This window comes from Streptosporangium sp. NPDC020072, assembly GCF_040631445.1.
In the GTDB taxonomy this organism is placed as follows: Bacteria; Actinomycetota; Actinomycetes; order Streptosporangiales; family Streptosporangiaceae; genus Streptosporangium.
The window spans coordinates 115877-140615 of record NZ_JBEYAB010000018.1 but is presented as its reverse complement, the minus strand read 5'-3'; the positions used below and the strand labels follow the sequence as shown (position 1 = coordinate 140615).

Sequence of the window (24739 nt, the reverse complement as noted above, 5' to 3'; positions counted from 1 at the left end):
TCGTCGAGACGGTGCGGATCAGGCCCGCGGCGCCCCGCCCGTGGCCGATGCTGCGCACGGCGCTGGCCGTGGTCGCCCCGCTGCTGGCGGGACTCGCCATGGGGCGCATCGCCCTGGGGCTGCTGCCCGCCATGGGGGCCATGGGCACCGCCCTGGCCGACCAGGGCGGCTCCTACCGGGCCAGGGTCGTCAGGATGGGCGCCACCGCGCTCGGCGGCGCGGCGGGCTTCCTGGTCGGGGCCGCGGCCAGGGAGACCGGCTGGTGGGCGGTGCTGGTCACCGTCGCGGTCGCGGTGCTGTCCGCGCTGGTCAGCACCACCGGCGCCGCCGGGTCGAGCGCCGGGCTCCAGCTCCTCGTGATGACCGTGCTCGGCACCGGCGTCCCGCTGGGACCGCCGGGGGCGGGCACGCTGCTGTTCCTGCTCGGCTCGGCGTGGGCGCTGGCGCTCGCGCTGGCCGACTGGCCGCTGCACCCGAGGGCGCCGGAGGAGGCGGCGGTGATCGCGGCCTACCGGGCGCTCGGCGCCCTGGCCGCCGGGCGTGACGCCGGTACCGTCGTCGCCTTCGACACCGCCCTCAGGAACGCCTACGACACCGTGTTCGGCGCCCGTTCCGCGTCGGCGGGGACCGACCCGTGGCGCACCCGCGCGGTCGCCCTGCTGAACCAGGCCTCGCTGGTCCGCAACGCCCTGATCTCCCTCGACCTGGAGGGGCGCGACCCGCCGGAGGGCACGAAGGCGGCCGTCGAGGGCGTCGCGGACGCGCTCGCCGGAGGGCCGCTCCCGGCGAGGACGCCGGGGGAGGGGCCGGACTCGCCCGCGACCCGCGCCCTCGGCTCGGCCCTCGAAGGGGCCGTCGAACTGCTGTACGGCGGGGACCCGCCCGCCGACGGCCCGCCGTACGAGTGGCGGGACCGGGGTGAGCGCCTCAGACAGGCCTGGGAACGGATGTGGTCGGGCCGGCTGACCCGTGTCTACACCGTCAGGCTCGCGCTGTGCGTGGGGGTCGCGAGCGCGTTGAGCGAACTGCACCTGGTCGAACGGTCCTACTGGACGACGCTGACCGTCGCGCTGGTGCTCAAACCCGACTTCGGCTCGGTCTTCGCCCGCGCCGTGCAGCGAGCCCTCGGCACTCTCGCCGGCACGGTGATCGGCACCGTCGTGCTCGTCGCCGTGCCGTACGGCCCCGCGCTCCTGGTCCCGGTCGCGGTCTTCGCCGCGCTCCTGCCGTACGGCATGCAGCGCAACTGGGGGCTGATGTCGGCCTTCCAGGCGCCGCTGGTGCTGTTGCTGGTCGACCTGCTGACCCGTGGCGGGCCGAGGCTGGCCGAGATCCGGCTGGTCGACACGCTGGCCGGGTGCCTGATCGTCCTGCTGCTGGGATACCTGCCGTGGCCCGCGAGCTGGGAGGCGCCGGTCGGGCCGAGGTTCGCCGACGCGGTCTCGGCGACCGCCGACTATCTCCGGCACGCCTTCGACCCCGGGCACACCGGCAGGGCGGCGCTGCGCCACCGCGTCTACGACGCCCTGGCCGACCTGCGCACCGTCTTCCAGCGGGCGATGACGGAACCGGCCGTGGTCAGCAGGCGCGTCACCACGTGGATGCCCGCGATGACCGCCCTCGAACGGGTGGCCGACGCGACCGCCGCGACCGTCGCCAGGACCGAGCACGGCGCCCCGCGGCCGTCGGCCGGGGCGGTCGGGGCGGCGGTCGCCTCACTTGAGGGGATCGCGCGGGACGTGCGCGCGGGCACCCCGCCGGGACGGCCGGAACTCGCGCGGGAGGACGCGCTGGAACGGGTGAACGCCGCGGTGCGCGGCCTGGGCGACACCGTCTCCGGGCACCACACCTGCTGACCCGGCTAGCCCTCCCCGGCGCGCTCCTCTGAGGCCAGGGCGGAGTGCCGGTAGGAGTAGGCGAAGTACACGACCAGGCCGATCACGAACCACACCGCGAAGCGGACCCACGTCTGCCACTGCAGGAAGGTGATCAGCCAGAGTGAGAAGAGGATGCCGATCGCCGGGACGACGGGCATCCCCGGGCAGCGGAAGGTCCTGGGCAGGTCGGGCCGCCGGTAGCGCAGGACGATCACCGAGGCGCACACCACGACGAAGGCCAGCAGGATGCCGATGTTGGTCAGCTCGGCCGCCTCGACGATGGGAAGGAACCCGGCGATGAGCGCGGAGATGACGCCGACGATCCACGTCACCCGGGTCGGCACGTGCCGGGTGGGGTGCGTCTTGGCGAACCACCTGGGCAGCAGCCCGTCACGGCTCATCGAGAACCACACGCGGCTGACGCCGAGCATGAAGGTGAACATGACGGTCAGGATGCCGACGATCGCGCCGACCGCGATCACGTCGGCCAGGCCCCGCAGGCCGACCGCCTTGAACGCCGTGGAGAACCCGCTCTCCTTGTCGATCTCGGTGTAGTGCTGCATGCCCGTCAGCACCAGGCAGGCCAGCACGTACAGCACCATTGAGACGCCCAGCGAGTAGATGATCGCCTTCGGCATGTGGCGCTGGGCGTCCTTGGACTCCTCGGCGGCCGTGCTCATGGCGTCGTAGCCGAAGACGGCGAAGAACACCGTGGCCGCGCCGGTGAACGCGCCGCCGATGCCGTAGGGGAAGAAGGGGGTGTAGTTCGAGGTGTTGATGTGGAAGAGGCCGACCACGATGACCAGCAGCACCACGGCGACCTTCAGGCCGACGACCGCCATCTCGAACCTGGCCGCGTTGCGCATGCCGAGGTTCAGCAGGTAGGCGATCAGCAGGCACAGCAGGGCGGCGAACAGGTCGACCCGGTGCCCCGCGCCCGTCCCCGGCGCGCCGAGCATCCACGAGGGCAGGTTCACGCCCAGGTCGCCGAGCAGGAAGGAGAAGTAGCCCGAGATGCCGATGGCGACGACCGCGACGATCGCGGTGTACTCAAGCAGCAGGTCCCAGCCGATGAACCAGCCCGCGATCTCGCCGAGCACCGCGTAGCCGTAGGTGTAGGCCGATCCGGCCTTGGGGATCAGCCCGGCGAACTCGGCGTAGGAGAAGGCCGCCGCCGCGCTGGCGATTCCGGCGATCAGGAAGGAGACGACGACGGCCGGTCCGGCGATGCCGTTGGCGACGGCGCCCGCCAGGGTGAAGATGCCCGCGCCGATGATGCCGCCGACTCCGATGGCGGTGAGCTGCCAGAGTCCCAGCACGCGGGTGAGCTGTTCGGTTCTTCCACCCTCGGGTTCCTCGATGTGCTCGATGGGCTTGCGGCGCAGAAGGCCGGTTCCCGTCCGCAGTCTGGCCATGGCGCTCCCCTCGCACGACGACTCACGACGACTGCGGCGGACGACCCGATCTGGCCCGCCACGTCCGGGTCTTACCCCTTTTTCGCGATGCTTACTCCATGAGAGGTGTTCTGTCAGATTGGGGAGTATTGGCTGGTAGGAGGGGTTTTTGCAGGGTAGCGTCGAGGTATCGAATCCCGGACACGGGGGGAGACGCCATGCCGAGCGATCCCGATCATGTGCTCGACGCCATCGACGGAGTCGTCGACGAGTGGCTCGCCATGAGCGAGGACTCCATGCGCTGGGCGCCACCGGAGAAACCCGCGCCGAGACCGCGGCTCACGCTGCCCACGCCACCCCTGCCGCCCCTGGTCGAGGGGCTGCTGCAGGAGGCGGGCGCTCGCGCCCAGGCCGTGGTCGAGGCGTTGCGGCCACTGGGGGAGGGGGTGGCCGGAGTCCTGTCCTCGATCTTCGACGGCGACGCCGTACGCCGTCTGATCGAGCCCGCCGACTGGCCCGAGGAGCACCCCGAGCTCGACGTCGACGACCCTGAGGAGCCTCAGCCGCCCTCGGGGGCGTCGGCTGAGGCGTCGCCGGGGGCGTCGTCGAGGGCGAACCGCAGGTAGCGCTCGGCCGAGCGCCGCACGGCCCGCGCCCCGTCGGTGCGCACGATCCGCTTCCACCAGCCGCCGTAGACCCGCTCGAAGTCGTAGGGCTCAAGCAGCGACAGGGCGCGGCGGACCGTCCTCGGGCGCTCGGGGATGAGATTCGGGTAGCTGTACATGAACGAGACCCAGCGCCGGTCGGAGACCACCTGGAGGATGTCGCCGGAGAACAGCGCCGCCGGGCCGTGCGCCCCCTCGCGCCGGTGCAGCACCTGGCCGCCCTCGAAGTGCACGCCCGCGTTGACCAGGGTCAGGTCGTCGCCGATCTCCAGGGTCTCGCCCTCCCAGAACACGACCGACTCGTCCGGGCGGGCCACCCACGCGCGGTCCTTGGCGTGGATGTAGACCGGCGCGTCGAAGGCGTGCGCCCACTCGACCATCGAGCCGTAGAAGTGCGGATGGCTGATCGCGATGGCCTTGATCCCGCCCAGTTCGCGGACCTGCCGGACGACCTCATCGTCGAAGTGGGTGACCATGTCCCACAGCACGTTGCCCCCGGCGGAGCGCACCAGCAGCGCGCGCTGGCCGATCGCGGTCGCCGGGTCGGTGCCCAGGCCGACGACGCCAGGCCCCTCCTCGGCGACCACGGCCCTGTGGCCGGCCGCGCTCAGCTCGGCCAGCGACGTCCAGCGCTGCCCCTGCCAGCCGACGTACTGCCGCTCGTCCTCACAGATCGGGCAGTTCTCCCTGAGAGCGGCGTACTGAACACCACAGGTCACACAGATCGGCAGGTCGTTCACGGTGACTCCCTTGTGAGCCGTACGGTTCCCCGAAGACTTCCTGAGCCGACGCTAGCCGACGGGTCCGCGGGGCAGGTCGTAGGCCTGGGCGAGAAGTTCGTAGGAGCGGATCCTGTCCTCGGGGTCGTGCACCATCGTGGTGATCATCAATTCGTCGGCCTCGGTGCGCTTGCGCAGCGCGTTCAGGCCCTCCCTGACCTCCCCGGGGTCGCCCAGGACCACGTTGGACAGGTAGTCCTCGACGAAGACCCGCTCGGCCGGGGTGTAGGGGTGATCCCGCGCCTCCTCGGGCGTCGGCACCGGCTGGGGAGCCCCCCTGCGCAGCCTGAGCATGGACAGCGCGCCGGGCAGCGCCAGGCTCAGCGCCCGCTCCGAGGTCTCCGCGGCGACGGCGGAGACCCCGATCATCGCGTACGGCCGCTCCAGCACCGCGGAGGGCTGGAAGGCGGAACGGTAGAGCTCAAGGGCGGGCAGGGTGTTGGCCGCGCTGAAGTGGTGGGCGAAGGCGAACGGCAGGCCGAGGATGCCCGCGAGCTGGGCGCTGAAGCCGCTCGATCCGAGCAGCCAGATCGGCGGGCGCCCCGACTCCGGAGTCCTGGGGGTGGCGACGACCTTGCGCAGCGGGTGCCCCTCGGGGAAGGAACCGTCGAGGAAGGCGGTCAGCTCGGCCAGCTGCTCGGGGAAGTCGTCGGCGTCCGGGCCGTTCCTGCGCAGCGCCCGAGCGGTCGCCTGGTCGGTGCCCGGCGCCCTGCCGAGCCCGAGGTCGATGCGGCCGGGATGCAGCGCGTGCAGGGTGCCGAACTGCTCGGCGACGACCAGCGGGGCGTGGTTGGGCAGCATCACGCCGCCGGAACCCAGGCGGATGGTCCGTGTCGCCGCGGCGAGATGGGCGATCAGCACGGCGGGGGAGGAACTGGCGACCGAGGGCATGCCGTGGTGCTCGGCCACCCAGATGCGGTGGTACCCCCACTCCTCGGCTCTCCTGGCCAGCTCGGTGCTCGCCCGCAACGCCCTGGTCGGGCTCACTCCCGACCCGACGACCGCCAGCTCCAGGATCGAGAGCGGAACCTCGGCGGCCCCCCGGGCCACACCTCGGATGATGTCTTCAGCCATGACAGTGGCAACCCCAACGAACCGGAGGGTATTTCCGGTTGCCCGGGATCGTCCTTCCGCCCGAGGCCGGTGCCCCCGCCGGACCGGGGGCACCGGGGACGGGACTCAGCGTCTCCAGGCGCAGACGGCGGTGCGGTCGTCCTCGTGGGACTCGTCCCGGAAGCTGAGCTGCCAGAAGAACTCGGGCAGGGACGGCACCGAGGGCTGTGACCACCAGGCGGAGACCTGCTCGCTGACCTCCTCCTCGCCCATCGGCCTGGCCAGGCCGCCGGTGCACAGCAGCAGCATGTCGCCCCGCAGGAGATCGGCCATCGCGGTCCCGGCCGGGCCGTCCCCGGGGAGCGCGTCCGGCGTCCGCGCGCCGTCCCCGGCGGGCAGGACCGGGGACCAGTGCCCCTCGCGCAGGAGCGACGCCGTGCCGTCGCCGATCCGCGCCACGTGGACGCGGTGCTCGGCGGTGTCGATGATCGCGGCCAGCAGGGTGGTGCGCAGGGCGGCGGCGGGAACGCCGGTCCGCTCGGCCCGTTCGGCGAGGTCACGGGTGACGGCGGCGAAGAAGTCCTCCACCGGGGCTCCGTCCTCGGCGTGCCGCAGCAGGCCGAGCAGGTTGCGGCGGGCGGAGGCGCAGGCCTCGGCCGCGCCGACGTGGGACAGTTCCGCGTCCGCGAGTCCTCCCGCGGCGCACGCGAGCAGCCGGGAGCCGTCGATCTGCCACAGCCCCATCGCGTCCCTGCGGGGAGCCCCGTCGCGGCGGTTGGCCTCCCCTCTGACCGAGGCCGCCCTGACGGACAGCTCTGGCAGGTCGGCGCCGTCGAGCTCACTGTCCGGTCGTTTCCCGATCGCGTCGGGGACCGCCCCGGTGACGGGACGCGCCATCGGCCGCCCGCCGATGACGAGCGGGTCGAGGACCCTTCCTGCGGGGACGAATCGTGGCTTCGCCTGGAGTCGCTTCACATCCGTGCTTTCTGTTCGATCCGATGTCAGACCGCGTCCGCGGGCATGGGAGGGGGAACCCTCCTGATCTGGTCTGGTCGGGACGATCGATCGCACGCCGGTCGGGGCGGACGGCCCGTATGGGCTCCGTCACGAAGGGCCGGCGTCCTCTCGGTCGTTGGAGCTCCCGGCCGGGAATCCCGAAATTACCCTAAACCCTGGCAAATCATTTGATATCGGGAATTGGGCTTGCTAATCCGGCTTGTGGTGCGCATGTCAAACCGACGTGGCAGGGCGTGCGGGGGTTTACCGCAGGCCCAAAAACAATCACCACTGTGACATGGCCGGGGCGCTCGCCGTACGGCTCGTGCCCGGCGGTGGGAACGGGGCCGGGCCGGGACCGGACGGCCCGCTCAGCGGGGCACTCGCCCGTGCGATCCGTACGGCTCGGCTCGCCGGGGACCTCCGCGGAACTTTGGACTTCATTTGCTGATTAATGCTGATATCTCGGTGAATATCGGTGCATATGGGGAGGAGGTCCTAAATATTCCTAAGGAGTGATCCGCGGGGGTTTCAATGATGAGAAGGATCATCGTGCTGCTGGCCACCGTGGCCGTCGTACTCGGTGGCGGTGCCACCAGAGTCCTCGCCCAGCCCAGCCTCAACGAACAGGACAAGACCTTCCTGGCTCAGGCCCACCGGTCGAACCTGACCGAGATCGAGGCGGGCAGGCTCGCCGAGAAGAAGTCGAGCAACCAGGCCGTGCAGAACATCGCCAAGAAGATCGTGGCCGACCACCTCAAACTGGACGCGGCCGTCAAACGGGAGGCGCAACGGGCGGGCGTCACGCTTCCCGAACAGCCCGCGCCCAAGCAGCGCGCCACACTCGACAAGCTGTCGAACCTGAACGGCGCGGCCTTCAACAACGCCTGGATCAGGGCGCAGATCGCCGGGCACCGCCAGACCCTCACGGTCATCAACACCGAGCTGAGGGACGGCTCCTCCGCCGCGGTCAAGAAGGTCGCCTCGGAGGCCAAGCCCGTCGTGCAGGCCCACCTGGAGATGTTGCAGCAGGCCAGGGGCAACGGCGGCGGCGGGGGCGGCAACGGCGGCGGTGGCGGTGGGGGCGGGTCCCCCGCACCGCGGAGCACCCCGACCGGCAGCACCCTCCCGCACGAATAGGCCCGCCTGGGAGACGGCGCGGTACGGAGAAACCCCTGACCCGGCTCCGGCCGGGTCAGGGGTTTCCGGAAAGGCTCTGATGGCCCAGATAACGCAGGACCGCCAGGACGCGGCGGTTCCCGCTCGCGGTCGGCGGCAGGCCCAGCTTGGTGAACACACCGGAGACGTGTTTCTCCACGGCCGCGGCCGACAGGTGCAGCCGCGCCGCGACCTCGGCGTTCGAGCAGCCCTGCGCCATCAGCGCGAGCACCTCCCTCTCGCGGGGGCGGAGCGGGGGAAGGTCATCCATGGCACACCGTCTTCCTGGAGGTAGGGAAAACCGGAGAGTTGGCGCAGGCCCCTTGCGGGTTTGCGGCCATACGGCCTAAATGTAGGCCATGCGGTCGAAAATTACGCCGGATGGCCGGAAAGCACCGGGCAGGAAGAAGTCCACGTTCATCGAGGAGACGCGCAGGCGTCAGATCGTGGGCGGCGCGATCACGACGATCGCCAGCGCGGGGCTCGCCCAGGCGTCGCTGGCCCGGATCGCCGACGAGGTGGGGATCAGCAAGAGCGTGATCTCCTACCACTTCGACGGCAGGGACGAGCTGATCGAGGAGATCGTCACCTCCCTGCTGGCGGAGTCGAACCGGTTCATCAGGTCCAGGGTCGAACGGGAGACCGGCGGCCCGGCCAGGCTCCGCGCCTACATCGAGGCGAGCTTCGCCTTCATGGCCGACCATCGCGAGAACTTCGTCGCCATGGTCGACATCTGGGGAAGTTTCGGGACGGCGGAGGCGAAACGCGCCTTCAACGCCACCGCCTACGACCCCTGCCGCAGGCACATCGAGGGGATCCTGCGCAGAGGACAGCAGGACGGCGACTTCCGGGACTTCACCCCCCGCACGCTCGCCTCGACCGTTCAGGGCGCCATCGACGGCGTCATGCTGCAGTGGGTCTTCGACGAGGCGGCCGTGGACCTCGCCGGGTGCGCCGCCGAGCTGGCCGACATGTTCGACCTGGCCACCCGCGCGAGCGCCCCCGGGGAAGCCCGGTGAGCGCCACCAGCCTCGGCGACCTGCTCAGGAGGCGGGCCGCGACCGACGGGCGACGGCCGCTGTTCCGCTTCGGCGGCGTCACCACCACCGTCGCGCAGGTCGAGGAGCGGACCAACCGGCTGGCGGCCGTGCTGCGGGCCCACGGGGTGCGCCGCGGCGACCGGGTGGCCGTCATGCTGCCCAACGGCGTCGGCTTCCCCGTCGCCTGGCTGGCCGTTGGCAAGCTCGGCGCGGTCACCGTCCCGGTCAACGCCGGCTACCGGAGCGACGACCTCGCCCACGTGATCGCCGACTCGGGTGCCGTGCTCGCCCTCGCCGGTACGGCACAGGCCGCGCGGGCGCTGCTCGGCACCCGGGTCGGGCAGGTCGGGCTGCTCGACCCGGCCGGCGCGGGGCCCTTCGGGCAACCGGTCCCCGGCGCCTTCGACGCGGGAGCGGAGGCCGACGCCGCCTCGCCGTACCTCGAACCTCCGCAGGTCGGCCCCGAGGACCTGGCGAACCTCCAGTACACCTCGGGCACGACGGGGTTCCCCAAGGGGTGCATGCTCACCCACGGCTACTGGCTGCGCCTGGCGGAGCTGGCGGCGGGCATCGTCGGGGCCGACGAGGACGACGTCGACCTGACCGCCCAGCCCTTCTCCTACATGGACCCGCAGTGGAACACCGTGCTGTGCCTGATGAAGGGCATCCCGCTGGTGATCCTGCCGAGGTTCTCCGCCTCGACGTTCTGGCGCTCCGCGCGTGAGGAGGGCGCCACGTTCTTCTACCTGCTCGGCACCATGCCGGTCTACCTGTACCGGCAGCCGGAGGACCCGCTGGACCACGCGCACCGGGTCAGGCTCGTCCTGTGCTCGGGCATCGTCGCCGACCTGCACGCCGCGTTCGAACGGCGCTGGGGGGCGCCCTGGCGGGAGGCGTACGGCATGACCGAGACCGGCGTCGACCTGGCGGTCCCGGCGGGCGACGACGCCTGTGTCGGCAGCGGGGCCGCGGGGGTTCCCGTACCCGGCAAACAGGTCGAGATCATCGACGGTGAGATCGTCGTCACCGGCAGCCCGATGATGCTCGGCTACTGGAACGACCCCGAGGCCACCGCGGAACGCATCCGCGACGGCAGGCTGTACACCGGCGATCTCGGCCGCAGGGACGAACGCGGTTACATCCACCTCGTGGGCAGGCGCAAGGACATGATCCGCCGCGGCGGTGAGAACGTCGCCGCCGCCGAGGTCGAGGCGGTCCTCGCCCGGCACCCCGCCGTCCGGGCCGCGGCGGTCGTCGCGGTCCCGGACGACCTGCGGGGCGAGGAGGTCAAGGCGTTCGTCCAGGTCGCGACCCCCGTGCCACCAGGGGAACTGGTGGAGTTCGTCCGAGGGCGCCTGGCCGGTTTCAAGGTGCCGCGTTTCGTGGAGTACGTCGAGGAGTTCCCCATGACCCCGTCAGAACGGATCGCCAAACACCTGCTGCCCTCAGGCAGGGAGAACGAGTACGACGCGCTCGGGGAGGCCGTGTGAGCGACACCGCCAGAGACGCCGTCAAAGACATCGTCACGGCCCGCCACGGCGCGGCCCTGGTGGTCACCTTCGACCGCCCCGAGGTGCTGAACGCCTTCAGGGACCGCACGTTCGCCGAGCTAGGAGCGGCCCTGGACGAGGCGGAGCGGGACGAGACGGTGCGCGCGGTCGTCCTGACCGGGCGCGGACGCGCCTTCTCCTCGGGCGTCGACCTCACCGAGACACGCGAACGCCTGAGCAGTACGGCGTCGCGGGACCTGGCCGCGACCGTCGAGGACTTCCAGGACGTCACCAGGCGCCTGGTCGCCTTCCCGAAGACCGTCATCTCCGCGGTGAACGGCATCGCGGTCGGCGTGGGCGCGGAGCTGGCGATAGCGAGCGACCTGCGGATCGCGGCGGAGGAGGCCGAGTTCGCCTTCATGGAGGTGCGCCGCGGCCTCTACCCGACCAACGGCGTGCTGTACTTCCTGCCCCGCCTGGTCGGGCACGGCAGGGCGGCCGACCTGCTGCTGTCGGGAGAGCGGATCGGCGCCGCCGAGGCGCTCGGCGCGGGCCTGGTCAGCCGGGTCGTGCCCGGTGAGGACCTGCTCGCCACCGCCGTCGCGCTGGCCGAGACCATCGGGTCGGCCGCCCCCGTGCCGGTCGGCCTGATCAGGCGGCACCTGCGCAGGACCTGGGAACTCGACCTGGAGGGCGTGCTCGCCCTGGAGGTCGAGGGCTGCCTGGCCTGCCTGCGCAGCGCCGACCTCGCCGAGGGGCTGCACGCCTTCGGTGACGGGCGCGGCCCCGAGTTCCACGGCGACTGAACCGGCCGCCGCCCCTTCCACCACACCCGCTCTGGAACGGCCGTGTCACCCCGGCACGACCGCGTAGGCCCGGACCGGCCATGCTCACCGGAACGGCCGCGCCGGCGCGGAGGAACCCCGAACCGGCCGCGCCGTTCCCGGAACGGCCGTGAAGCCCGCAGACCGTTCCGGGAGATCCCCCGTCCCTTCGCACCTCGCCTGCCCGCCGACCGTGGCCGCAGGCGGCCCTGGCGTGACCGCGCGCCCGGACCCGTGACGCCGGAAAAACCCGCTCGGGGGCCACGAAACCAAGGAGCCTCGATGGCGCAAGGTGAGACAGCGCTCCGCCGCGGACTGCGGCGGCGGCACATGACAATGATCGGCATAGGCGGCGTCATCGGCGCCGGCCTGTTCGTCAGCAGCGGCTCGGTGATCGCCATGGCGGGTCCCGCCTCGGTCGTCGCCTACGCCGTGGGCGGCGTGATCGTCGTCCTGGTGATGCGGATGCTCGGCGAGATGGCCGCGGCGCACCCGACCACCGGGTCCTTCTCCCGCTACGCGGAGCTGGCCCTGGGCCGCTGGGCGGGATTCCTCGTCGGCTGGGGCTACTGGTACTTCGCGGTCGCGGTGATCGCCTTCGAGTCCGTCGCGGGCGCCAGGCTGGCCTCCGGCATCGTCCCCGGCCTGCCGGTGTGGCTGGGCGCCCCGGCGCTGCTGGCCGTCCTCACCGTGGCGAACCTGGTCTCGGTGCGGGTGTTCGGCGAGACCGAGTTCTGGCTGGCCTCGGTCAAGGTCGTCGTGGTCGTCGCCTTCCTGGCCGTCGGCGCGCTGTACCTCACCGGGCTGTGGCCGCACGGCGGGCCGGGCCTGTCCGCGCTGACCGAGCACGGTGGGTTCGCCCCGAACGGCTGGGCGGCGGTGCTGGCCGCGCTGGTGACGGTGGTCTTCTCCTACTTCGGCGCGGAGATCGTCACGATCGCCGCCGCGGAGTCCGCAGAACCCGCCAGGGAGGTCGCGCGGGCGACCGTCAGGGTGGTGTGGCGGGTGCTGGTCTTCTACGTCGGCTCGATCCTGCTGATCGTCGCGGTCGTGCCGTGGAACCGGGTCCCGGCCAACGGGGAGGACAGCCCCTTCGCCACCGCCATCGAGGTTTTCGGCGTCCCCGGCGCGAGCGGCCTGATGACCGCGGTCGTCCTGGTCGCCGTGCTGTCGATCCTGAACGCGGGGATCTACGGCTCCTCGCGAATGCTGATGTCCCTGGCCGAGCGCGGGGACGCGCCCGCCGTACTGGCCAGGGTGCGGCCCTCGGGGGTGCCCGCCCCGGCGATCCTGGCGGGAAGCGGTCTCGCGCTGGTGGTCGTGGCCGTCGCGGGCCTGGTCAGCCCTGATGAGATCTTCGCCTTCCTGCTGAACGCCTCCGGCCTGCTCACGCTGGTCCTCTACCTGTTCATCGCGGTGAGCCAGCTACGGCTGCGCGCCCGCACCGACCCGGGGACGCTGCAGGTGCGCATGTGGGGCCACCCCTGGCTGAGCTGGACGGTGCTCGTCCTGCTCGGCGCGGCCCTGCTGGCCGTCTCCGTCTCTCCCGGCGTCGGGCCCGTCGTGCTCGGCGTCGGCGTCATCCTGGCCGTGACGCTGCTGGCGTACACGGTCAGGACCCGGCTGGGCCGTACGGTCCCGCCGGTCACCGATCCACTGGAGGTCCCCTGATGCGTCCGCCCGGCAGAACCTCGGCCGTGGTCGCCGTTCTCACCGCGCTGTTCCTGCTCCTCACCGCGGGTCCCGTGGCCGCCGCCGAGGCCGGGTTCGCCTGCCTCGTCGGCAGGGCGGCCAGGCCACCGGTCCCCGGGGTCATCCTTGACGTCCGGGGCCCCGGGGTCGCCTACACCGGCGCCGCCGGCGCCTTCCGGCTCGGCGGCAGGGACCTGCGGCCGACGGACGCCTTCCGCGCGGCCAGCGTCACCAAGACCTTCACCGCCGCGACCGTGCTCAAGCTCGCAGAACAGGGCAAGCTACGCCTCGACGACCCGATCAGCAAATATCTCGACCCTTCCCTGGTCGGGCGGGTGCACGTGCTCGGCGGCCGTTCCTACGGCGCACGGATCACCGTGCGCGAGCTGCTCGACCACACCGCGGGCCTGTACGACTACGCCGCCGACGAGAGGTGGATCGCCGAGGTCGCCGCCCATCCCCGCAGGACGTGGACACCGGAACGGCTGGTCGACTGGGCTCTCGCCCACGGCAGGCCGTACTTCAGGCCGGGCAGGGGCTACCACTACTCCGACACCGGCTACATCCTGGCCGGGTACGTCATCGAGAAGGTCAGCGGCCTGCCCCTGCACCGCGCCTACCGCACGCTGCTCCTCGACCCGCTCGGGCTGCGCGGGACCTACCTCGAACACTGGGAACGGCATCGCGGGGCGCCGCTCTCGCACCCCTACCTCGGCTCCGTGGACACCAGGAACTGGAACCCGACCTTCGACACCTTCGCCGGAGGCGGCCTGGTCTCCACCGCGGCCGACCTGACCACCTTCTTCCGCGCCCTGTTCGAGGGCGGGGTCTTCCGCGACCCGGCGACACTGCGGGCCATGCTGACCGCGACCCCGCAGAGCAAGGGCACCTACGGCCTCGGCATCCAGCGCCTGACATCCGGCGACGAGGTCCTGTGGTTCCACCCCGGAGCCTGGGGCGCCGTCGCGGCCTACGCGCCCGCGCGGCGGATCTCGGTCGTGGCGACCGTCAACCAGGCGCAGGACGAGGGGGCGCTGGCGGCGCTGTTGCGCGACGCCTACGCCACGGCCCTCGGCAGGTCCGTCCCGGGCTGCGGATGACGACCAGGATGAAGTCCCACTATCCCCCTGGGAAGCGGCAAAGGTCCCGCAAAAGGGTCGTAACACGGTAATCGCCGACCTTGTCCTCCCAGGTCACCGCCCTAGTCTGGACATCACCCAAGGGCCGTTCCCGCCACGGGGACGGCCGAAGGGGCCGGGGGGTTCCGTGAGGATTGTCGTCGATCTCAACCGTTGTGAGGGCTACGCCCAGTGCGCCTTCCTGGCGCCGGACGTCTTCTCCATGCACGGCGAGGAGGCCCTGATGTACGACCCGGGCCCCGGCGAGGAGCGGCGCGAACAGGTCCTGCGGGCCGCGGCGGCCTGCCCGGTGCAGGCCATCACCGTCGAGTGGGACACCGCGCGACGGCCAGGGGGAGCGCTGACCGATGTCGGCTGAGACGGCCGCACGGGAGCTCAGACGGCGGGGCCGGGTGGTCGTCGTCGGAGCCTCCCTCGCGGGGCTGCACGGAGCCGAGGCGCTGCGCGCCGGAGGCTTCACCGGATCGCTGACCGTGATCGGCGACGAGCCGCGCGAGCCGTACGACAGGCCGCCCCTGTCCAAGCAGGTCCTGCTGGGCAGGACGGCGGCGGAGGCGACCACACTGCCGCGTGCCCGCGACCTTGACGTCCGCTGGCGGCTCGGCGTGGCCGCGACCGGGCTCAACCTGGCCGAACGGCGGGTCAGCCTCGCCGACGGCGACGAGATCGAGTACGACCGCCTGCTCATCGCGACCGGCACCCGCGCCAGGCCGTGGTTCAAGGAGACGGAGGCCGCCCTCGACGGGGTGTTCGTCCTGCGCACCGCCGACGACGCCGCCGGGCTCAACCGGCATCTGGCGGCGGGCCCCCGCCGGGTGCTGGTCGTCGGAGCCGGGTTCACCGGCTCGGAGATCGCCTCCGCCTGCCGGGAGAGGGGCCTTGAGGTCACGGTCGCCGAGCGCGGCCCCGCCCCCCTCGTCGGGGCGCTCGGCGGCGTCGTGGGCGCGGTCGCGGCGCGGCTGCAGCGTGAGCACGGCGTGGACCTGCGCTGCGGTGTCACGGTGACCGCCCTGGAGGGCGACGCCGCGGGACGGCTCAGGCGCGCCCACCTTTCCGACGGGAGCGCGATCGACGCCGACGTCGCGGTGGTCGGGCTCGGCGCGATACGCAACACCGAGTGGCTCGCCGGATCGGGGCTGGCCGCCGGGCCGAGGGGCGTCGCCTGCGACGCGGGATGCCGCGCCTTCGACGTCCACGGCATCGTCACCGACGACGTCTTCGTCGCCGGGGACGTCGCCAGGTCACCCCACCCGCTCTTCGGCTACCAGTTCCTCTCGCTCGAACACTGGGGCAACGCGGTCGAGCAGGCCGAGATCGCCGCCCACAACATGATCAACTCAGGGCTCGACCGCCGCCCCTACCTGTGGGTCCCGGCCTTCTGGTCCGCCCAGTTCGGGGTCAACATCAAGTCCATCGGCGTCCCGCCCATGGGGGAGGAGATCGTCGTCACGCAGGGTGCCCTGGAGGAGGACCGCTTCGTCGTGACGTACGGCTTCCAGGGGCGCGTCATCGCCGCGGTCGCCTTCGACCAGGCCAGATGGATCGACTTCTACCGCAGGTTGATCGAGTCGGCGGCGCCCTTCCCGCCCGACTTCCCCAACGTGGACAGGCGCGCCGGGGGCATCCGGCCGATCCCCGCCGACTTCCCCGACCCCTCCCTGCCGAGCCACGGCCCGACCGTGACGCTGAGCGGATACGCGCCCAGCGAGCGCAGACTCCAGTTCACCCCGGCCCGCGCCTGACCGGCGACGCGCCAGACGACGCCCGAGGACCGTGAGGACCGTGAGGACCGTGAGGAAGCAGCCATGACGCAGGGCACCCTGCTGCGGCAGATCACCGACTACGCCAACCGCGCCGACCCCTATCCGCTGTACGCCGAACTCCGCAGGACACCGGTCTCACGGCAGGACGACGGGGTCTACGCGGTCAGCACCTACTGGGAGATCCTCAGCCTGCTGCACGACCCGAGGATCAGCTCCGACATCCGTAACCGGCTGCCGGGCGCGTCGGGCGGCCTGCCGCCCGACGCCGAGGAGGACACGGGCCTGCCGCCCAGCTTCATCAGGCTCGACCCGCCCGAGCACGACCGGTTGCGGCGGCTGGCGATGCGGCCGTTCGGGCCGCCGCACACCCCCCGGCGGATCCACGACATGCGCGGGGAGCTCAGCCGGATGGTCACCGGCCTGATCGACGACCTGGGGGACAGGCGGGAGGCGGACCTGGTCGACGACTTCGCCTACCCCTTCCCCGTGATGGTGATCTGCAGGCTCCTCGGTGTGCCCCACGAGGACGAGGCGCGCTTCCACGTCTGGGCGGAGAGGATCGTCGCGGGCATCGACCCGAGTTCGTCCGAGGACCCCGCGCAGCGGCAGCTCACCGCCCAGCAGGCCCGGGTCGAGCTGGGCCGCTATCTCGCCGGGCTCGCCGAGGAGCACCGCCGTACACCCGGCGACGACCTGCTGTCGGCCATGGTCACCGCGCAGGACCCGCAGGGACGCCTGACACCGATCGAGATGATCACAACGGCCGTCCTGCTGTTCATCGCGGGCCACGAGACCACCGTCAACCTCATCACCAACGGGATGCTCACCCTGCTGCGCCACCCCGAGGCCCTGGCCAGGCTCAGCAAGGAGCCGGAGCTGGCCGTACCGCTGGTCGAGGAGCTGCTGCGCTTCGAGCCGCCGGTGCAGTTCCTGCCGCAGCGCACCGCCCTGGCCGACATCGAGGTCGCCGGGACCGTCATCCCGAAGGGGGCGCCGATCTGGCTCGTACTGGCCTCGGGAAGCCGCGACCCCAGGCGTTTCGACGAGCCCGACAGGTTCGACCCGGAGCGGGCGGACAACCAGCACTTCGGCTTCGGCAGTGGAGTCCACTACTGCTTCGGCGCGCCGCTGGCCCGCCTTGAGGCGCAGATCGCGCTGACCCAGCTGGCCCGCAGGCTCAGCGACCCCGGGCTCGCCGAAGACCCGCCGCCCTACCGGCGGAATCCGGTCCTGCGCGGCCCCCGCCACCTCAGGGTCGCCTTCGACGGCCTGACGGGGTAGGCCGGACGGCCGTCAGCTCAGGTAGTCGCGCAGCGCCTGGGACCTGGACGGGTGACGCAGCTTGGACATGGTCTTGGACTCGATCTGGCGGATGCGCTCCCGGGTGACCCCGTAGACCTTGCCGATCTCGTCCAGCGTCTTCGGCTGGCCGTCGGTCAGTCCGAACCGCAGGGCCATCACCCCGGCCTCACGCTCGGACAGGGTGTCGAGGACGGCGTGCAGCTGCTCCTGCAGCAGCCCGAACGCCACCGCCTCGTCGGGGGTGATCGCCTCGGAGTCCTCGATGAGGTCGCCGAACTCGCTGTCGCCCTCCGTGCCGAGCGGGCTGTGCAGGGAGATCGGCTCCCGGCCGTACCGCTGGACCTCGACGACCTTCTCCGGGGTCATCTCCAGCTCGCGGGCCAGCTCCTCCGAGGTCGGCTCACGGCCCAGGTCGGACATCATCTGCCGGTGCACCCGGGCCAGCTTGTTGATCACCTCGACCATGTGGACCGGGATGCGGATCGTCCGCGCCTGGTCGGCCATCGCCCGGGTGATCGCCTGCTTGATCCACCACGTGGCGTAGGTGGAGAACTTGAACCCCTTGGTGTAGTCGAACTTCTCCACCGCGCGGATCAGGCCCAGGTTGCCCTCCTGGATCAGGTCCAGGAAGAGCATGCCCCGGCCGGTGTAGCGCTTGGCCAGCGAGACCACCAGACGCAGGTTGGCCTCAAGAAGGTGGTCCTTGGCGTGACGGCCGTCCTCGGCGATCCACTCCAGCTCGGCGCGCACGTCGACCGGCAGCCGGTCGCCCTCGACCTCCAGCTGCTCCTCGGCGAACAGGCCGGCCTCGATGCGCTTGGCCAGCTCGACCTCCTGCTCGGCGTTGAGTAGGGGAACCTTGCCGATCTGCCGGAGGTAGTCCTTGACCGGGTCCACACTCGCACCCGCGACCGTCACCAGGGCGTCGGGCGTCTCGTCATCGTCGTCGGCCAAGATCAGCACGTTTTCCTCAGCGGAGGCCGTCACGGCGATCACATCCTTCATGGAGCCGGCAGGGCAAACACCTGTGCATTTCAACGTACGTCCTGCACGGGTGTGCTGCGGCCACTCAGGGGCGGCGTGGCGCGGGACATCCGGGGCCGGTGGGGCGCGCGGTACGGCGGCCGCACGCCACCGAGAAGGGCACAGCGGTGGTCACTGTGACGGTTCCGGCCTCTCGGGACAGGAGATCCCTCATCGGACGCGTGATTTTCGCTCCCTTCCTCGTCGGCGTTCCTGGAACGCGGCGGAGAACGACCCGGAAACACCCGCGACGCGGCGCGGCGGGCCCAGGTCGTCAACGTTCTCCGCCGGCGACCGGACGGCGAGCGGAAGATGACCCGCAACGAGGGGTACGGCGGGCCGCCATGCCGTGAAAGCGCTTGTCGTGATGGATGATGATCTCGCCGGAGACGCGAGGAGAACCGGCTTCCGGCCTGTTGGGGCGTGTGCAACAATCGCCGGGCGAGTTCCCGGTGCCGAAGGGCCCGCCGGAGGCTCGGACGGCCGCCTCCGGCTGTCTCCCGGCGTCACCTCGCGCGGGCACCGGGGGACCGGACCGAGGAGGTGGGGGCGCTGCCGCGTGGCGAGCGACCACTGGACGAGGGAGACAGCGCGCTGCTGCGGTTCGCGGCCGAACTGCGCGAGCTGAGGGAGAAGGCGGGTGGCCCGCCGTACCGGCTGCTGGCACGCAGGGCGCACTACTCGGTGGCGACGCTGTCCGGCGCGGCGGCGGGCAGGAGACTGCCGAGCCTGGCGGTGACCCTGGCCTACGTCGGCGCCTGCGGGGGCGACGGCACCGAGTGGGAACGGCGCTGGCACGAGGTGGCCGCGGAACTCTCGGGGAGCGGCCCGCGGGAGACAGGGGAACGGACGGTCGGGCAGGAACCGCCGTACGTCGGCCTGGCGGCCTTCCGCAGTGAGGACGCCGACCGGTTCTTCGGCCGCGAGCGGCTCGTCGAGGAGTTACGGACCCGTCTGGCGCGGCGGAGACTGGTCGCGCTCTTCGGCACCTCGGGCGCGGGGAAGTCCTCGCTGCTGCGGGCCGGGCTGGTGCCGCGCAGGAGGGCCGAGGGCGGACAGGGCCCCGTGGTGCTGTTCACCCCGGGGCCGCGCCCCCTGGAGGAGTGCGCGCTCCAGCTCGCCCGGCTCACCGGGGACACCCCGGGCGGGCTGTGCGAAGAACTGGCGGCCGGCCCGCGCGGCCTGCACCGGATCGTCCGCCGGGCCCTGGCCGGCCGGCCGGAACAGGCCGAGCTGCTGCTGGTCGTCGACCAGTTCGAGGAGGTCTTCACCCTCTGCGACGACGAGACGGAGCGCGGCCGTTTCCTCGCGGCGCTGGTCACCGCGGCCGGCGCGGGCGACAGCCGCTGCCGGGTCGTGCTCGGGGTGCGCGCCGACTTCTACGCCCACTGCACCCGCCACCCGGACCTGGTCGAGGCCTTCGCCGACGCGCAGCTCGCCGTTGGACCCATGACCACCGACGAGTTGCGCCGCGCCGTCGTGCAGCCCGCGGTCCGCGCGGGCTGCACGGTCGAGACCGCGCTGCTGACCGCCGTCGTGGCCCAGGCGAACGGGCAGGCGGGAACGCTGCCCTCGCTCTCGCACGCCCTGCTGGAGACCTGGCGCAGACGCAGGGGGAACACGCTGACCCTGGCGGGCTTCCAGGCGGCGGGCGGCCTGCACGGCGCGCTCGCGCAGACGGCCGAGTCGCTCTACGCCGCCTTCGGCCCCCGGAGGCAGCGGCTGGTCAAGAGCCTGTTCCTGCGGCTGACCGCCCTCGGCGAGGGCACCGAGGACACCAAGCGGCCCGTCTTCCGCCGTGAGCTCGACCAGGACGACCCCGACACCCCGGTCGTCCTGGAACGCCTGGCGGCCGCGCGCCTCATCACCCTCGACCGCGAAACCGTGGAGATCTCCCACGAGGCGCTGCTGGGCGCATGGCCCCGGCTGCGCGGCTGGCTGGCCGAGGACCGTGAGGGGCTGCGCGTCCACCGCAGGCTCACCGAGGCGACCGGCACCTGGGAGTCGCTCGGCCATGACCCGGGAGCCCTCTACCGGGGGGTCGGGCTCGCCCAGGCGCAGAGCTGGGCCGAAACGGGAGACGCCGTGCTCACCGGCAGGGAGCGCGCCTTCCTCGACGCCAGCCTGGCCGCGCGGGCCGCCGAACTCGACGCGGGCAGGCGGCACACCCGCCGCCTGCGCCAGCTCGTCGCCGCGCTCACCGCGCTGCTCCTGCTGGCCGTCACCGCCGTCGTCTACGCCGCCGACGCCAACGGCACGGCCACCCGCCAGCGCAACATCGCCGTCTCCCAGAAGGCCGCGGGCGAGGCCGCCGCGCTGCGCGCGACCAACCCCGCCCTGGCCGCCCAGATCGGGCTCGCCGCCTACCGGCTGGTGCCGACGGAGCAGGCCAGGGGGACCCTGCTGAGCGCCTTCGCCACCCCCTACGCCACCCGCCTGACCGGGCACACCGACAACGTCGGCGCGGTCGCCTTCAGCCCCGGCGGGCACACGCTGGCCAGCGCGAGCCGCGACCGCACCGTGCGGTTGTGGGACCTGGCCGACCCCCACCGCCCGGCGGCGCTCGCGGTCCTGACGGGGCACACCGGCGGCGTCGGCGCGCTCGCCTTCAGCCCGGACGGGCGCACGCTGGCCAGCGCCGGGCAGGACCGTACGGTGCGGTTGTGGGACCTGGGCGGCCCTCGCCGCGCCGCGGCGCCGGTCGTCCTCACCGGGCACACCGGCGATGTGAACGCGGTGGCGTTCAGCCCCGACGGACGGGTGCTGGCCAGCGCGGGAACCGACCGCACGGTGCGCCTGTGGGACGTCGCCGACCCCGCACACCCCAGACCGCTGGCCCGCGTGACCGGGCACGACGACGCCGTCGTCTCGGTCGCCTTCGACCCGCGAGGCCGCACCCTCGCCAGCGCCGGGCAGGACCGCACGGTGCGGCTGTGGGATCTCACCCGGCCGCGGGCCCCTGCCCGGACGGCGGTCCTGACCGGGCACACCGGCACCGTGAACGCGGTGGCGTTCAGCCCGGACGGCCGCTCGCTGGCCAGCGCGAGCCAGGACCGCACCGTCCGGCTGTGGGACACCGGCGACCCCGGGAAGGTCCGGGAGCGACGTGTCCTGCGCGGCCACGCCGACGGCGTGCGCTCGGTGGCCTTCAGCCCGGGAGGACGCGACCTGGCCGGCGCGAGCACGGACCGCACGGTGCGGATGTGGGACGTGTCCGACTCCGGCGCCGAGGAGCCCGCCGTGCTGTCGGGCCAGGCCGGGGCGGTCGTCTCGGTGGCCTTCGCCCCCGGCGGCAGGAGCCTGGCCAGTGCCAGCGACGACCACACCGTCTGGGTGTGGGACCTTCCGGGTCCCGTGCTCGCCGCGCACCGCGACACGGTCTGCTCCGTCGCCTTCAGCCCCGACCGGCGCGCCCTGGCCAGCGGGGGATCGGACCGTACGGCGTGGCTGTGGGACGTCGCCGACCCCTTCAGGCCCAGGGCGCTGAGCGAGCTGACCGCGCACCGCGGCCCGGTGTGCGGGCTCGCCTTCGCCCCCGGTGGCCGTGTCCTGGCCACGGCGGGCCGCGACCGCACGGTGCGGCTGTGGGAGGTCACCGACCTGCTCCGTCCGAAGGCCCTGGCGACACTCACGGACTTCGCCGGCGACGTCAACGCGGTGGCCTTCTCGCCCGACGGCCGTCTCCTGGCCACGGCGGGACCCGACCGCGAGGTGCGGCTGTGGGACGTCTCCCGTCCGGTCCGGCCGGAGCCGGTGGCGACGCTGACGGGTCACACCGACGGGGTGAGCGCGGTGGTCTTCTCCCCGGACGGGAAGGCGCTGGCCACCGGCGGCTGGGACCGTACGGTGCGGCTGTGGGACGTCTCCCGTCCGGTCCGGCCGGAGCCGGTGGCGACGCTGACGGGTCACACCGACGGGGTCAGCGCGGTGGCGTTCTCCCCGGACGGGAAGGTGCTGGCCGGCTCCGGCTTCGACCGCACCGCCAGGCTGTGGGACGTCTCCCGCCCGGGGAGGGCGCGGCCCCTGTCCACGCTGACCCCGCACACCGACACCGTCTACGCCGTGGCGTTCGCCCCCCGGGGCCACATCCTGGCCACGGCCGGAGCCGACCGCACGGTGCGGTTGTGGGACACGACCGACCCGCGCCTGCCCGTGGAACTGGCCACCCTCGGCGGCCACACCGAGGGGATCCACGCGCTGGCGTTCAGCCCGGACGGGCACACCCTGGCCACCGCGGGCCGGGACCGCACGGTGCGGCTGTGGGAGATCGACTCCGAGCGCGCCGCCGCCCTGGTGTGCGCCGTCGCGCACCCCAGGATCACCCGCGCCGAGTGGGGTCACCACTTCCCCGACATGCCGTACGAGCCACCCTGCCGGTGACCACCCGGTGACCACGGACAGCACACAGGGAGAAGACAGCCGGTTCGCACCGATGCATGCTGGGGCAGAACGCGCCGCCGCGGTGAGGTGTTCGGCAGACCTCCTTCCCTGGAGGTTCCCTGCGAGTTTCCCTGCGAGAGGACAGGCTCGTGACCCAGTTGCAGGACGTGATCTCCGACCTGGCCGCGGAGGGCGAGGAAGTCGACCGCATGGTCGAAGGCCTCGACGCCGACGGGTGGGCGCTTCCCACCCCCGCGCCCGGATGGACGATCAGACACCAGATCGCGCACCTCACCTTCATCTTCCGCCTGGCCGAACTGGCGGCCTCCGACCCCGAGACGTTCGGGGCGCTGGCCGCGCGGGCGGGCAAGGACTTCGACGGGGCGGTGAACGCCGCCCTCGCGGACTATCTGGACGACCCGCCGGAGAAGCTGCTGGCCCGCTGGCGGGCGGGACGCGCGGCCTCGCTCGCGGCGCTCGCCGCGGTGCCGGAGAACCAGGTCGTGCCGTGGCTGGTCAGGCCGCTTCCGCCCGCCGTGCTCGGCTGCGCCGGATACATGGAACTCTTCGGGCACGGCCAGGACATCGCCGACGCGCTCGGGGTACGGCGGGAGCCGACGGACCGGATCAGGCACCTGGCCTGGTTCGCCACCCTGACCAGGGACTTCGGCTACCAGGCGCGGGGCCTGACGCCGCCGGGTGAGGAGTTCCGCTTCGAGCTGACCGCGCCCTCCGGCGAGTCGTGGGCCTTCGGGCCCCAGGACGCCGGGCAGCGGGTCGTCGGCCCGGCCCACGACTTCTGCCTGCTCGTGGTCAGGCGCAGGCACCGTGCCGACCTCGCGCTCACCGCCTCGGGGGCGGAGGCCGACCGGTGGCTGGACATCGCCCAGGCCTACCGGGGGCCCGCAGGCCAGGGCCGTACCCCGGGACAGTTCGCCACCCGCTGACGGAAAATCCGCGACGACCCCGCGCGGCCCGGGGCGCGCCCACGACGGGCGCGCACCGGGCCGCGCACGCGTGGGGCGGATGACGTGATCCGTCCGCCGGGGTGGCGCAATCCAAGAGATGCGTCACGACCCGCGGGAAGGGAGCATGAAAGGGTCACCCGAGCAGGGAGGTCCCATGCCCACCGTCTTCGGATCGCTGCGCAGCCTGCTGCTCGCGCCCTCCCTGGCCGAGGTGACCTTCGCGGGGCGCGGCTTCCAGGTCGTCCCCTCCGAGGCGACCCGGCGCCTGGAGGCGATCCCCCAGGCGGTGGTGTGCGGGTTCGAGTGGGGCGTCAACGCGCGGGACCAGTGGGAGGTCGAGCGCAGGCTCGCGATGGTCGACCGGGAACTGCGCGGCTTCGCCTACGAGGGCGCGACGATGGCCTGCGCCGTCCTCGACGCGATGGGCGGCGGCCGTGGCACCCGCACCCGCGACCTCCTGCTCGGCCCCGGCAGGCCGCACCTCTTCCTGACCTACATCGGCATCGGGTTCGCGCTCGCCCGGCTGCCGAGGGTGCTGTGGAGCAGGGCGGTTCCCGACCTGACGGGCCTGCCGTACCACCCGACGATGAGCTGGCTGGCCGTCGACGGGTACGGCTTCGACCGCGCCTACTTCGACACCGCGCGCTGGGTCGGCCGGCAGCGCGTGGCCGTGCCCTACCCGTGGGAGGGCATGCCGGACTACTTCCCGAGGGCGGCGGACCAGGGGGTCGGCCGGGCGCTGTGGTTCGTCCACGGAGGCCGTCCCGGCGACGTCGCGGCCACGGTCGGGCGCTTCGCGGAACACCGGAGGGCCGACCTGTGGAGCGGCGTCGGGCTGGCGGCGGCGTTCGCGGGCGGGGCGGAGGCGGAGGATCTGGCCGCGCTGCGCGAGGAGGCCGCCGGGCACGGGGCGGAGCTGGCCCAAGGCGCGGTCTTCGCGGCCAAGGCCCGCCACTACGCGGGGTTCGTGCCGCCGCACACCGAGACGGCGGTCCGGGCCCTGGCGGACCTGACCGCGGAGGCCGCGGTCGCGCTCGCGGACGACTCGGCCGTCGAGCGGGGCTCCGGCGGGCTGCCCGCCTACGAGCTGTGGCGCGGGAAGGTGCGCGCCCACCTGTCCCTGCGGACGGGCTGACGGCGGACGCCGCATTTCCGCGTAATTGTTGCGGCCTTTTTGTGAATTGATGGCGCGAGGC

Annotated in this window: 18 protein-coding genes and 2 pseudogenes; 14 read left to right on the top strand and 6 right to left on the bottom strand. The window is 72.6% G+C overall.

Translation table 11 applies throughout. The features are described from left to right. Window positions 1–11 precede the first annotated feature (11 nt). Window positions 12–1856, top strand: a complete 1845-nt coding sequence (locus tag ABZ470_RS35745; protein WP_352012666.1) for an FUSC family protein — start codon at window positions 12–14, stop codon at window positions 1854–1856. 5 nt (window positions 1857–1861) lie between these two features. Here ABZ470_RS35745 and ABZ470_RS35740 read toward each other — a convergent pair whose 3' ends face one another. Then, window positions 1862–3292, bottom strand: a complete 1431-nt coding sequence (locus ABZ470_RS35740) for an amino acid permease (protein WP_362917022.1) — start codon at window positions 3290–3292, stop codon at window positions 1862–1864. Between the two features lie 197 nt (window positions 3293–3489). On the opposite strand from ABZ470_RS35740, the gene ABZ470_RS35735 reads away from it, so the two are divergent. Then, window positions 3490–3897: a hypothetical protein gene (locus tag ABZ470_RS35735; protein ID WP_352012664.1), complete on the top strand. Its 408-nt coding sequence runs from the start codon at window positions 3490–3492 to the stop codon at window positions 3895–3897. Here ABZ470_RS35735 and ABZ470_RS35730 read toward each other — a convergent pair. The 3 genes from ABZ470_RS35730 to ABZ470_RS35720 form a co-directional block, all read right to left on the bottom strand. Next, window positions 3831–4676, bottom strand: a complete 846-nt coding sequence (locus ABZ470_RS35730) for an MBL fold metallo-hydrolase (RefSeq protein WP_362917020.1) — start codon at window positions 4674–4676, stop codon at window positions 3831–3833. The two genes, ABZ470_RS35735 and ABZ470_RS35730, sit on opposite strands and share 67 nt — an antisense overlap. 51 nt (window positions 4677–4727) lie before the next feature. Beyond that, window positions 4728–5789 carry an LLM class flavin-dependent oxidoreductase gene (locus tag ABZ470_RS35725; protein WP_352012662.1) on the bottom strand — a complete coding sequence of 354 codons (1062 nt, stop codon included), beginning with the start codon at window positions 5787–5789 and terminating at the stop codon, window positions 4728–4730. A 105-nt stretch (window positions 5790–5894) separates the two neighbouring features. Beyond that, window positions 5895–6743 carry a protein phosphatase 2C domain-containing protein gene (locus ABZ470_RS35720; RefSeq protein ID WP_362917017.1) on the bottom strand — a complete coding sequence of 283 codons (849 nt, stop codon included), beginning with the start codon at window positions 6741–6743 and terminating at the stop codon, window positions 5895–5897. Window positions 6744–7298: 555 nt separating this feature from the next. Here ABZ470_RS35720 and ABZ470_RS35715 point away from each other — a divergent pair. Beyond that, window positions 7299–7904 carry a DUF4142 domain-containing protein gene (locus ABZ470_RS35715; protein ID WP_362917015.1) on the top strand — a complete coding sequence of 202 codons (606 nt, stop codon included), beginning with the start codon at window positions 7299–7301 and terminating at the stop codon, window positions 7902–7904. Window positions 7905–7959: 55 nt separating this feature from the next. Here ABZ470_RS35715 and ABZ470_RS35710 read toward each other — a convergent pair. After that, a pseudogene (locus ABZ470_RS35710) lies at window positions 7960–8175 on the bottom strand (helix-turn-helix transcriptional regulator); the annotation flags it as partial. A 106-nt stretch (window positions 8176–8281) separates the two neighbouring features. Between ABZ470_RS35710 and ABZ470_RS35705 the strand changes: the two are divergent. The 8 genes from ABZ470_RS35705 (at window position 8282) to ABZ470_RS35670 (ending at window position 17151) form a co-directional block, all read left to right on the top strand. Further along, window positions 8282–8941 carry a TetR/AcrR family transcriptional regulator gene (locus ABZ470_RS35705; protein ID WP_352012659.1) on the top strand — a complete coding sequence of 220 codons (660 nt, stop codon included), beginning with the start codon at window positions 8282–8284 and terminating at the stop codon, window positions 8939–8941. Next, the gene (locus tag ABZ470_RS35700) at window positions 8938–10452 is read left to right on the top strand and encodes an AMP-binding protein (protein WP_362917013.1); all 1515 of its coding nucleotides are present in this window, start codon (window positions 8938–8940) and stop codon (window positions 10450–10452) included. Before ABZ470_RS35705 ends, ABZ470_RS35700 begins: the two co-directional genes overlap by 4 nt. Further along, window positions 10449–11258 (top strand): enoyl-CoA hydratase/isomerase family protein, encoded by an 810-nt coding sequence (locus ABZ470_RS35695; RefSeq protein ID WP_362917011.1) that lies wholly within the window; start codon window positions 10449–10451, stop codon window positions 11256–11258. The genes ABZ470_RS35700 and ABZ470_RS35695 overlap by 4 nt, the downstream gene beginning before the upstream one ends. 300 nt (window positions 11259–11558) lie before the next feature. Then, window positions 11559–12947, top strand: a complete 1389-nt coding sequence (locus ABZ470_RS35690; RefSeq protein ID WP_362917009.1) for an amino acid permease — start codon at window positions 11559–11561, stop codon at window positions 12945–12947. Continuing rightward, window positions 12947–14068 (top strand): serine hydrolase domain-containing protein, encoded by a 1122-nt coding sequence (locus tag ABZ470_RS35685; RefSeq protein ID WP_362772097.1) that lies wholly within the window; start codon window positions 12947–12949, stop codon window positions 14066–14068. The genes ABZ470_RS35690 and ABZ470_RS35685 overlap by 1 nt, the downstream gene beginning before the upstream one ends. A 166-nt stretch (window positions 14069–14234) precedes the next feature. Further along, the gene (locus ABZ470_RS35680; RefSeq protein WP_352012654.1) at window positions 14235–14465 is read left to right on the top strand and encodes a ferredoxin; all 231 of its coding nucleotides are present in this window, start codon (window positions 14235–14237) and stop codon (window positions 14463–14465) included. Beyond that, complete coding sequence (locus tag ABZ470_RS35675) at window positions 14455–15849, top strand: FAD-dependent oxidoreductase (RefSeq protein WP_352012653.1); 1395 nt, start codon at window positions 14455–14457, stop codon at window positions 15847–15849. The genes ABZ470_RS35680 and ABZ470_RS35675 overlap by 11 nt, the downstream gene beginning before the upstream one ends. Before the next feature lie 63 nt (window positions 15850–15912). Beyond that, a complete protein-coding gene (locus ABZ470_RS35670) occupies window positions 15913–17151 on the top strand; it encodes a cytochrome P450 (protein WP_362917007.1) in 1239 nt (412 codons plus the stop codon). Between the two features lie 12 nt (window positions 17152–17163). Here ABZ470_RS35670 and ABZ470_RS35665 read toward each other — a convergent pair. Beyond that, window positions 17164–18144, bottom strand: a pseudogene (locus tag ABZ470_RS35665) (RNA polymerase sigma factor); the annotation flags it as partial. A gap of 594 nt (window positions 18145–18738) precedes the next feature. Between ABZ470_RS35665 and ABZ470_RS35660 the strand changes: the two are divergent. From ABZ470_RS35660 to ABZ470_RS35650, 3 genes are all read left to right on the top strand, one after another. Next, window positions 18739–22575, top strand: a complete 3837-nt coding sequence (locus tag ABZ470_RS35660; protein ID WP_362917005.1) for a hypothetical protein — start codon at window positions 18739–18741, stop codon at window positions 22573–22575. 149 nt (window positions 22576–22724) lie between these two features. Beyond that, window positions 22725–23522: a TIGR03084 family metal-binding protein gene (locus tag ABZ470_RS35655; protein ID WP_362917003.1), complete on the top strand. Its 798-nt coding sequence runs from the start codon at window positions 22725–22727 to the stop codon at window positions 23520–23522. A gap of 175 nt (window positions 23523–23697) precedes the next feature. Beyond that, window positions 23698–24678, top strand: a complete 981-nt coding sequence (locus ABZ470_RS35650; protein WP_362917001.1) for a DUF1702 family protein — start codon at window positions 23698–23700, stop codon at window positions 24676–24678. Window positions 24679–24739: the final 61 nt, after the last annotated feature.

What these genes read in the sequence shown, in the direction of transcription:
- ABZ470_RS35715 (WP_362917015.1), top strand. Translation starts at nt 7,299, where the DNA reads ATGATGAGAAGGATCATCGTGCTGCTGGCCACCGTGGCCGTCGTACTC.
- ABZ470_RS35735 (WP_352012664.1), top strand. Translation starts at nt 3,490, where the DNA reads ATGCCGAGCGATCCCGATCATGTGCTCGACGCCATCGACGGAGTCGTC.
- ABZ470_RS35725 (WP_352012662.1), bottom strand. Translation starts at nt 5,789, where the DNA reads ATGGCTGAAGACATCATCCGAGGTGTGGCCCGGGGGGCCGCCGAGGTT.
- ABZ470_RS35740 (WP_362917022.1), bottom strand. Translation starts at nt 3,292, where the DNA reads ATGGCCAGACTGCGGACGGGAACCGGCCTTCTGCGCCGCAAGCCCATC.
- ABZ470_RS35650 (WP_362917001.1), top strand. Translation starts at nt 23,698, where the DNA reads ATGCCCACCGTCTTCGGATCGCTGCGCAGCCTGCTGCTCGCGCCCTCC.
- ABZ470_RS35690 (WP_362917009.1), top strand. Translation starts at nt 11,559, where the DNA reads ATGGCGCAAGGTGAGACAGCGCTCCGCCGCGGACTGCGGCGGCGGCAC.
- ABZ470_RS35670 (WP_362917007.1), top strand. Translation starts at nt 15,913, where the DNA reads ATGACGCAGGGCACCCTGCTGCGGCAGATCACCGACTACGCCAACCGC.
- ABZ470_RS35675 (WP_352012653.1), top strand. Translation starts at nt 14,455, where the DNA reads ATGTCGGCTGAGACGGCCGCACGGGAGCTCAGACGGCGGGGCCGGGTG.
- ABZ470_RS35685 (WP_362772097.1), top strand. Translation starts at nt 12,947, where the DNA reads ATGCGTCCGCCCGGCAGAACCTCGGCCGTGGTCGCCGTTCTCACCGCG.
- ABZ470_RS35705 (WP_352012659.1), top strand. Translation starts at nt 8,282, where the DNA reads ATGCGGTCGAAAATTACGCCGGATGGCCGGAAAGCACCGGGCAGGAAG.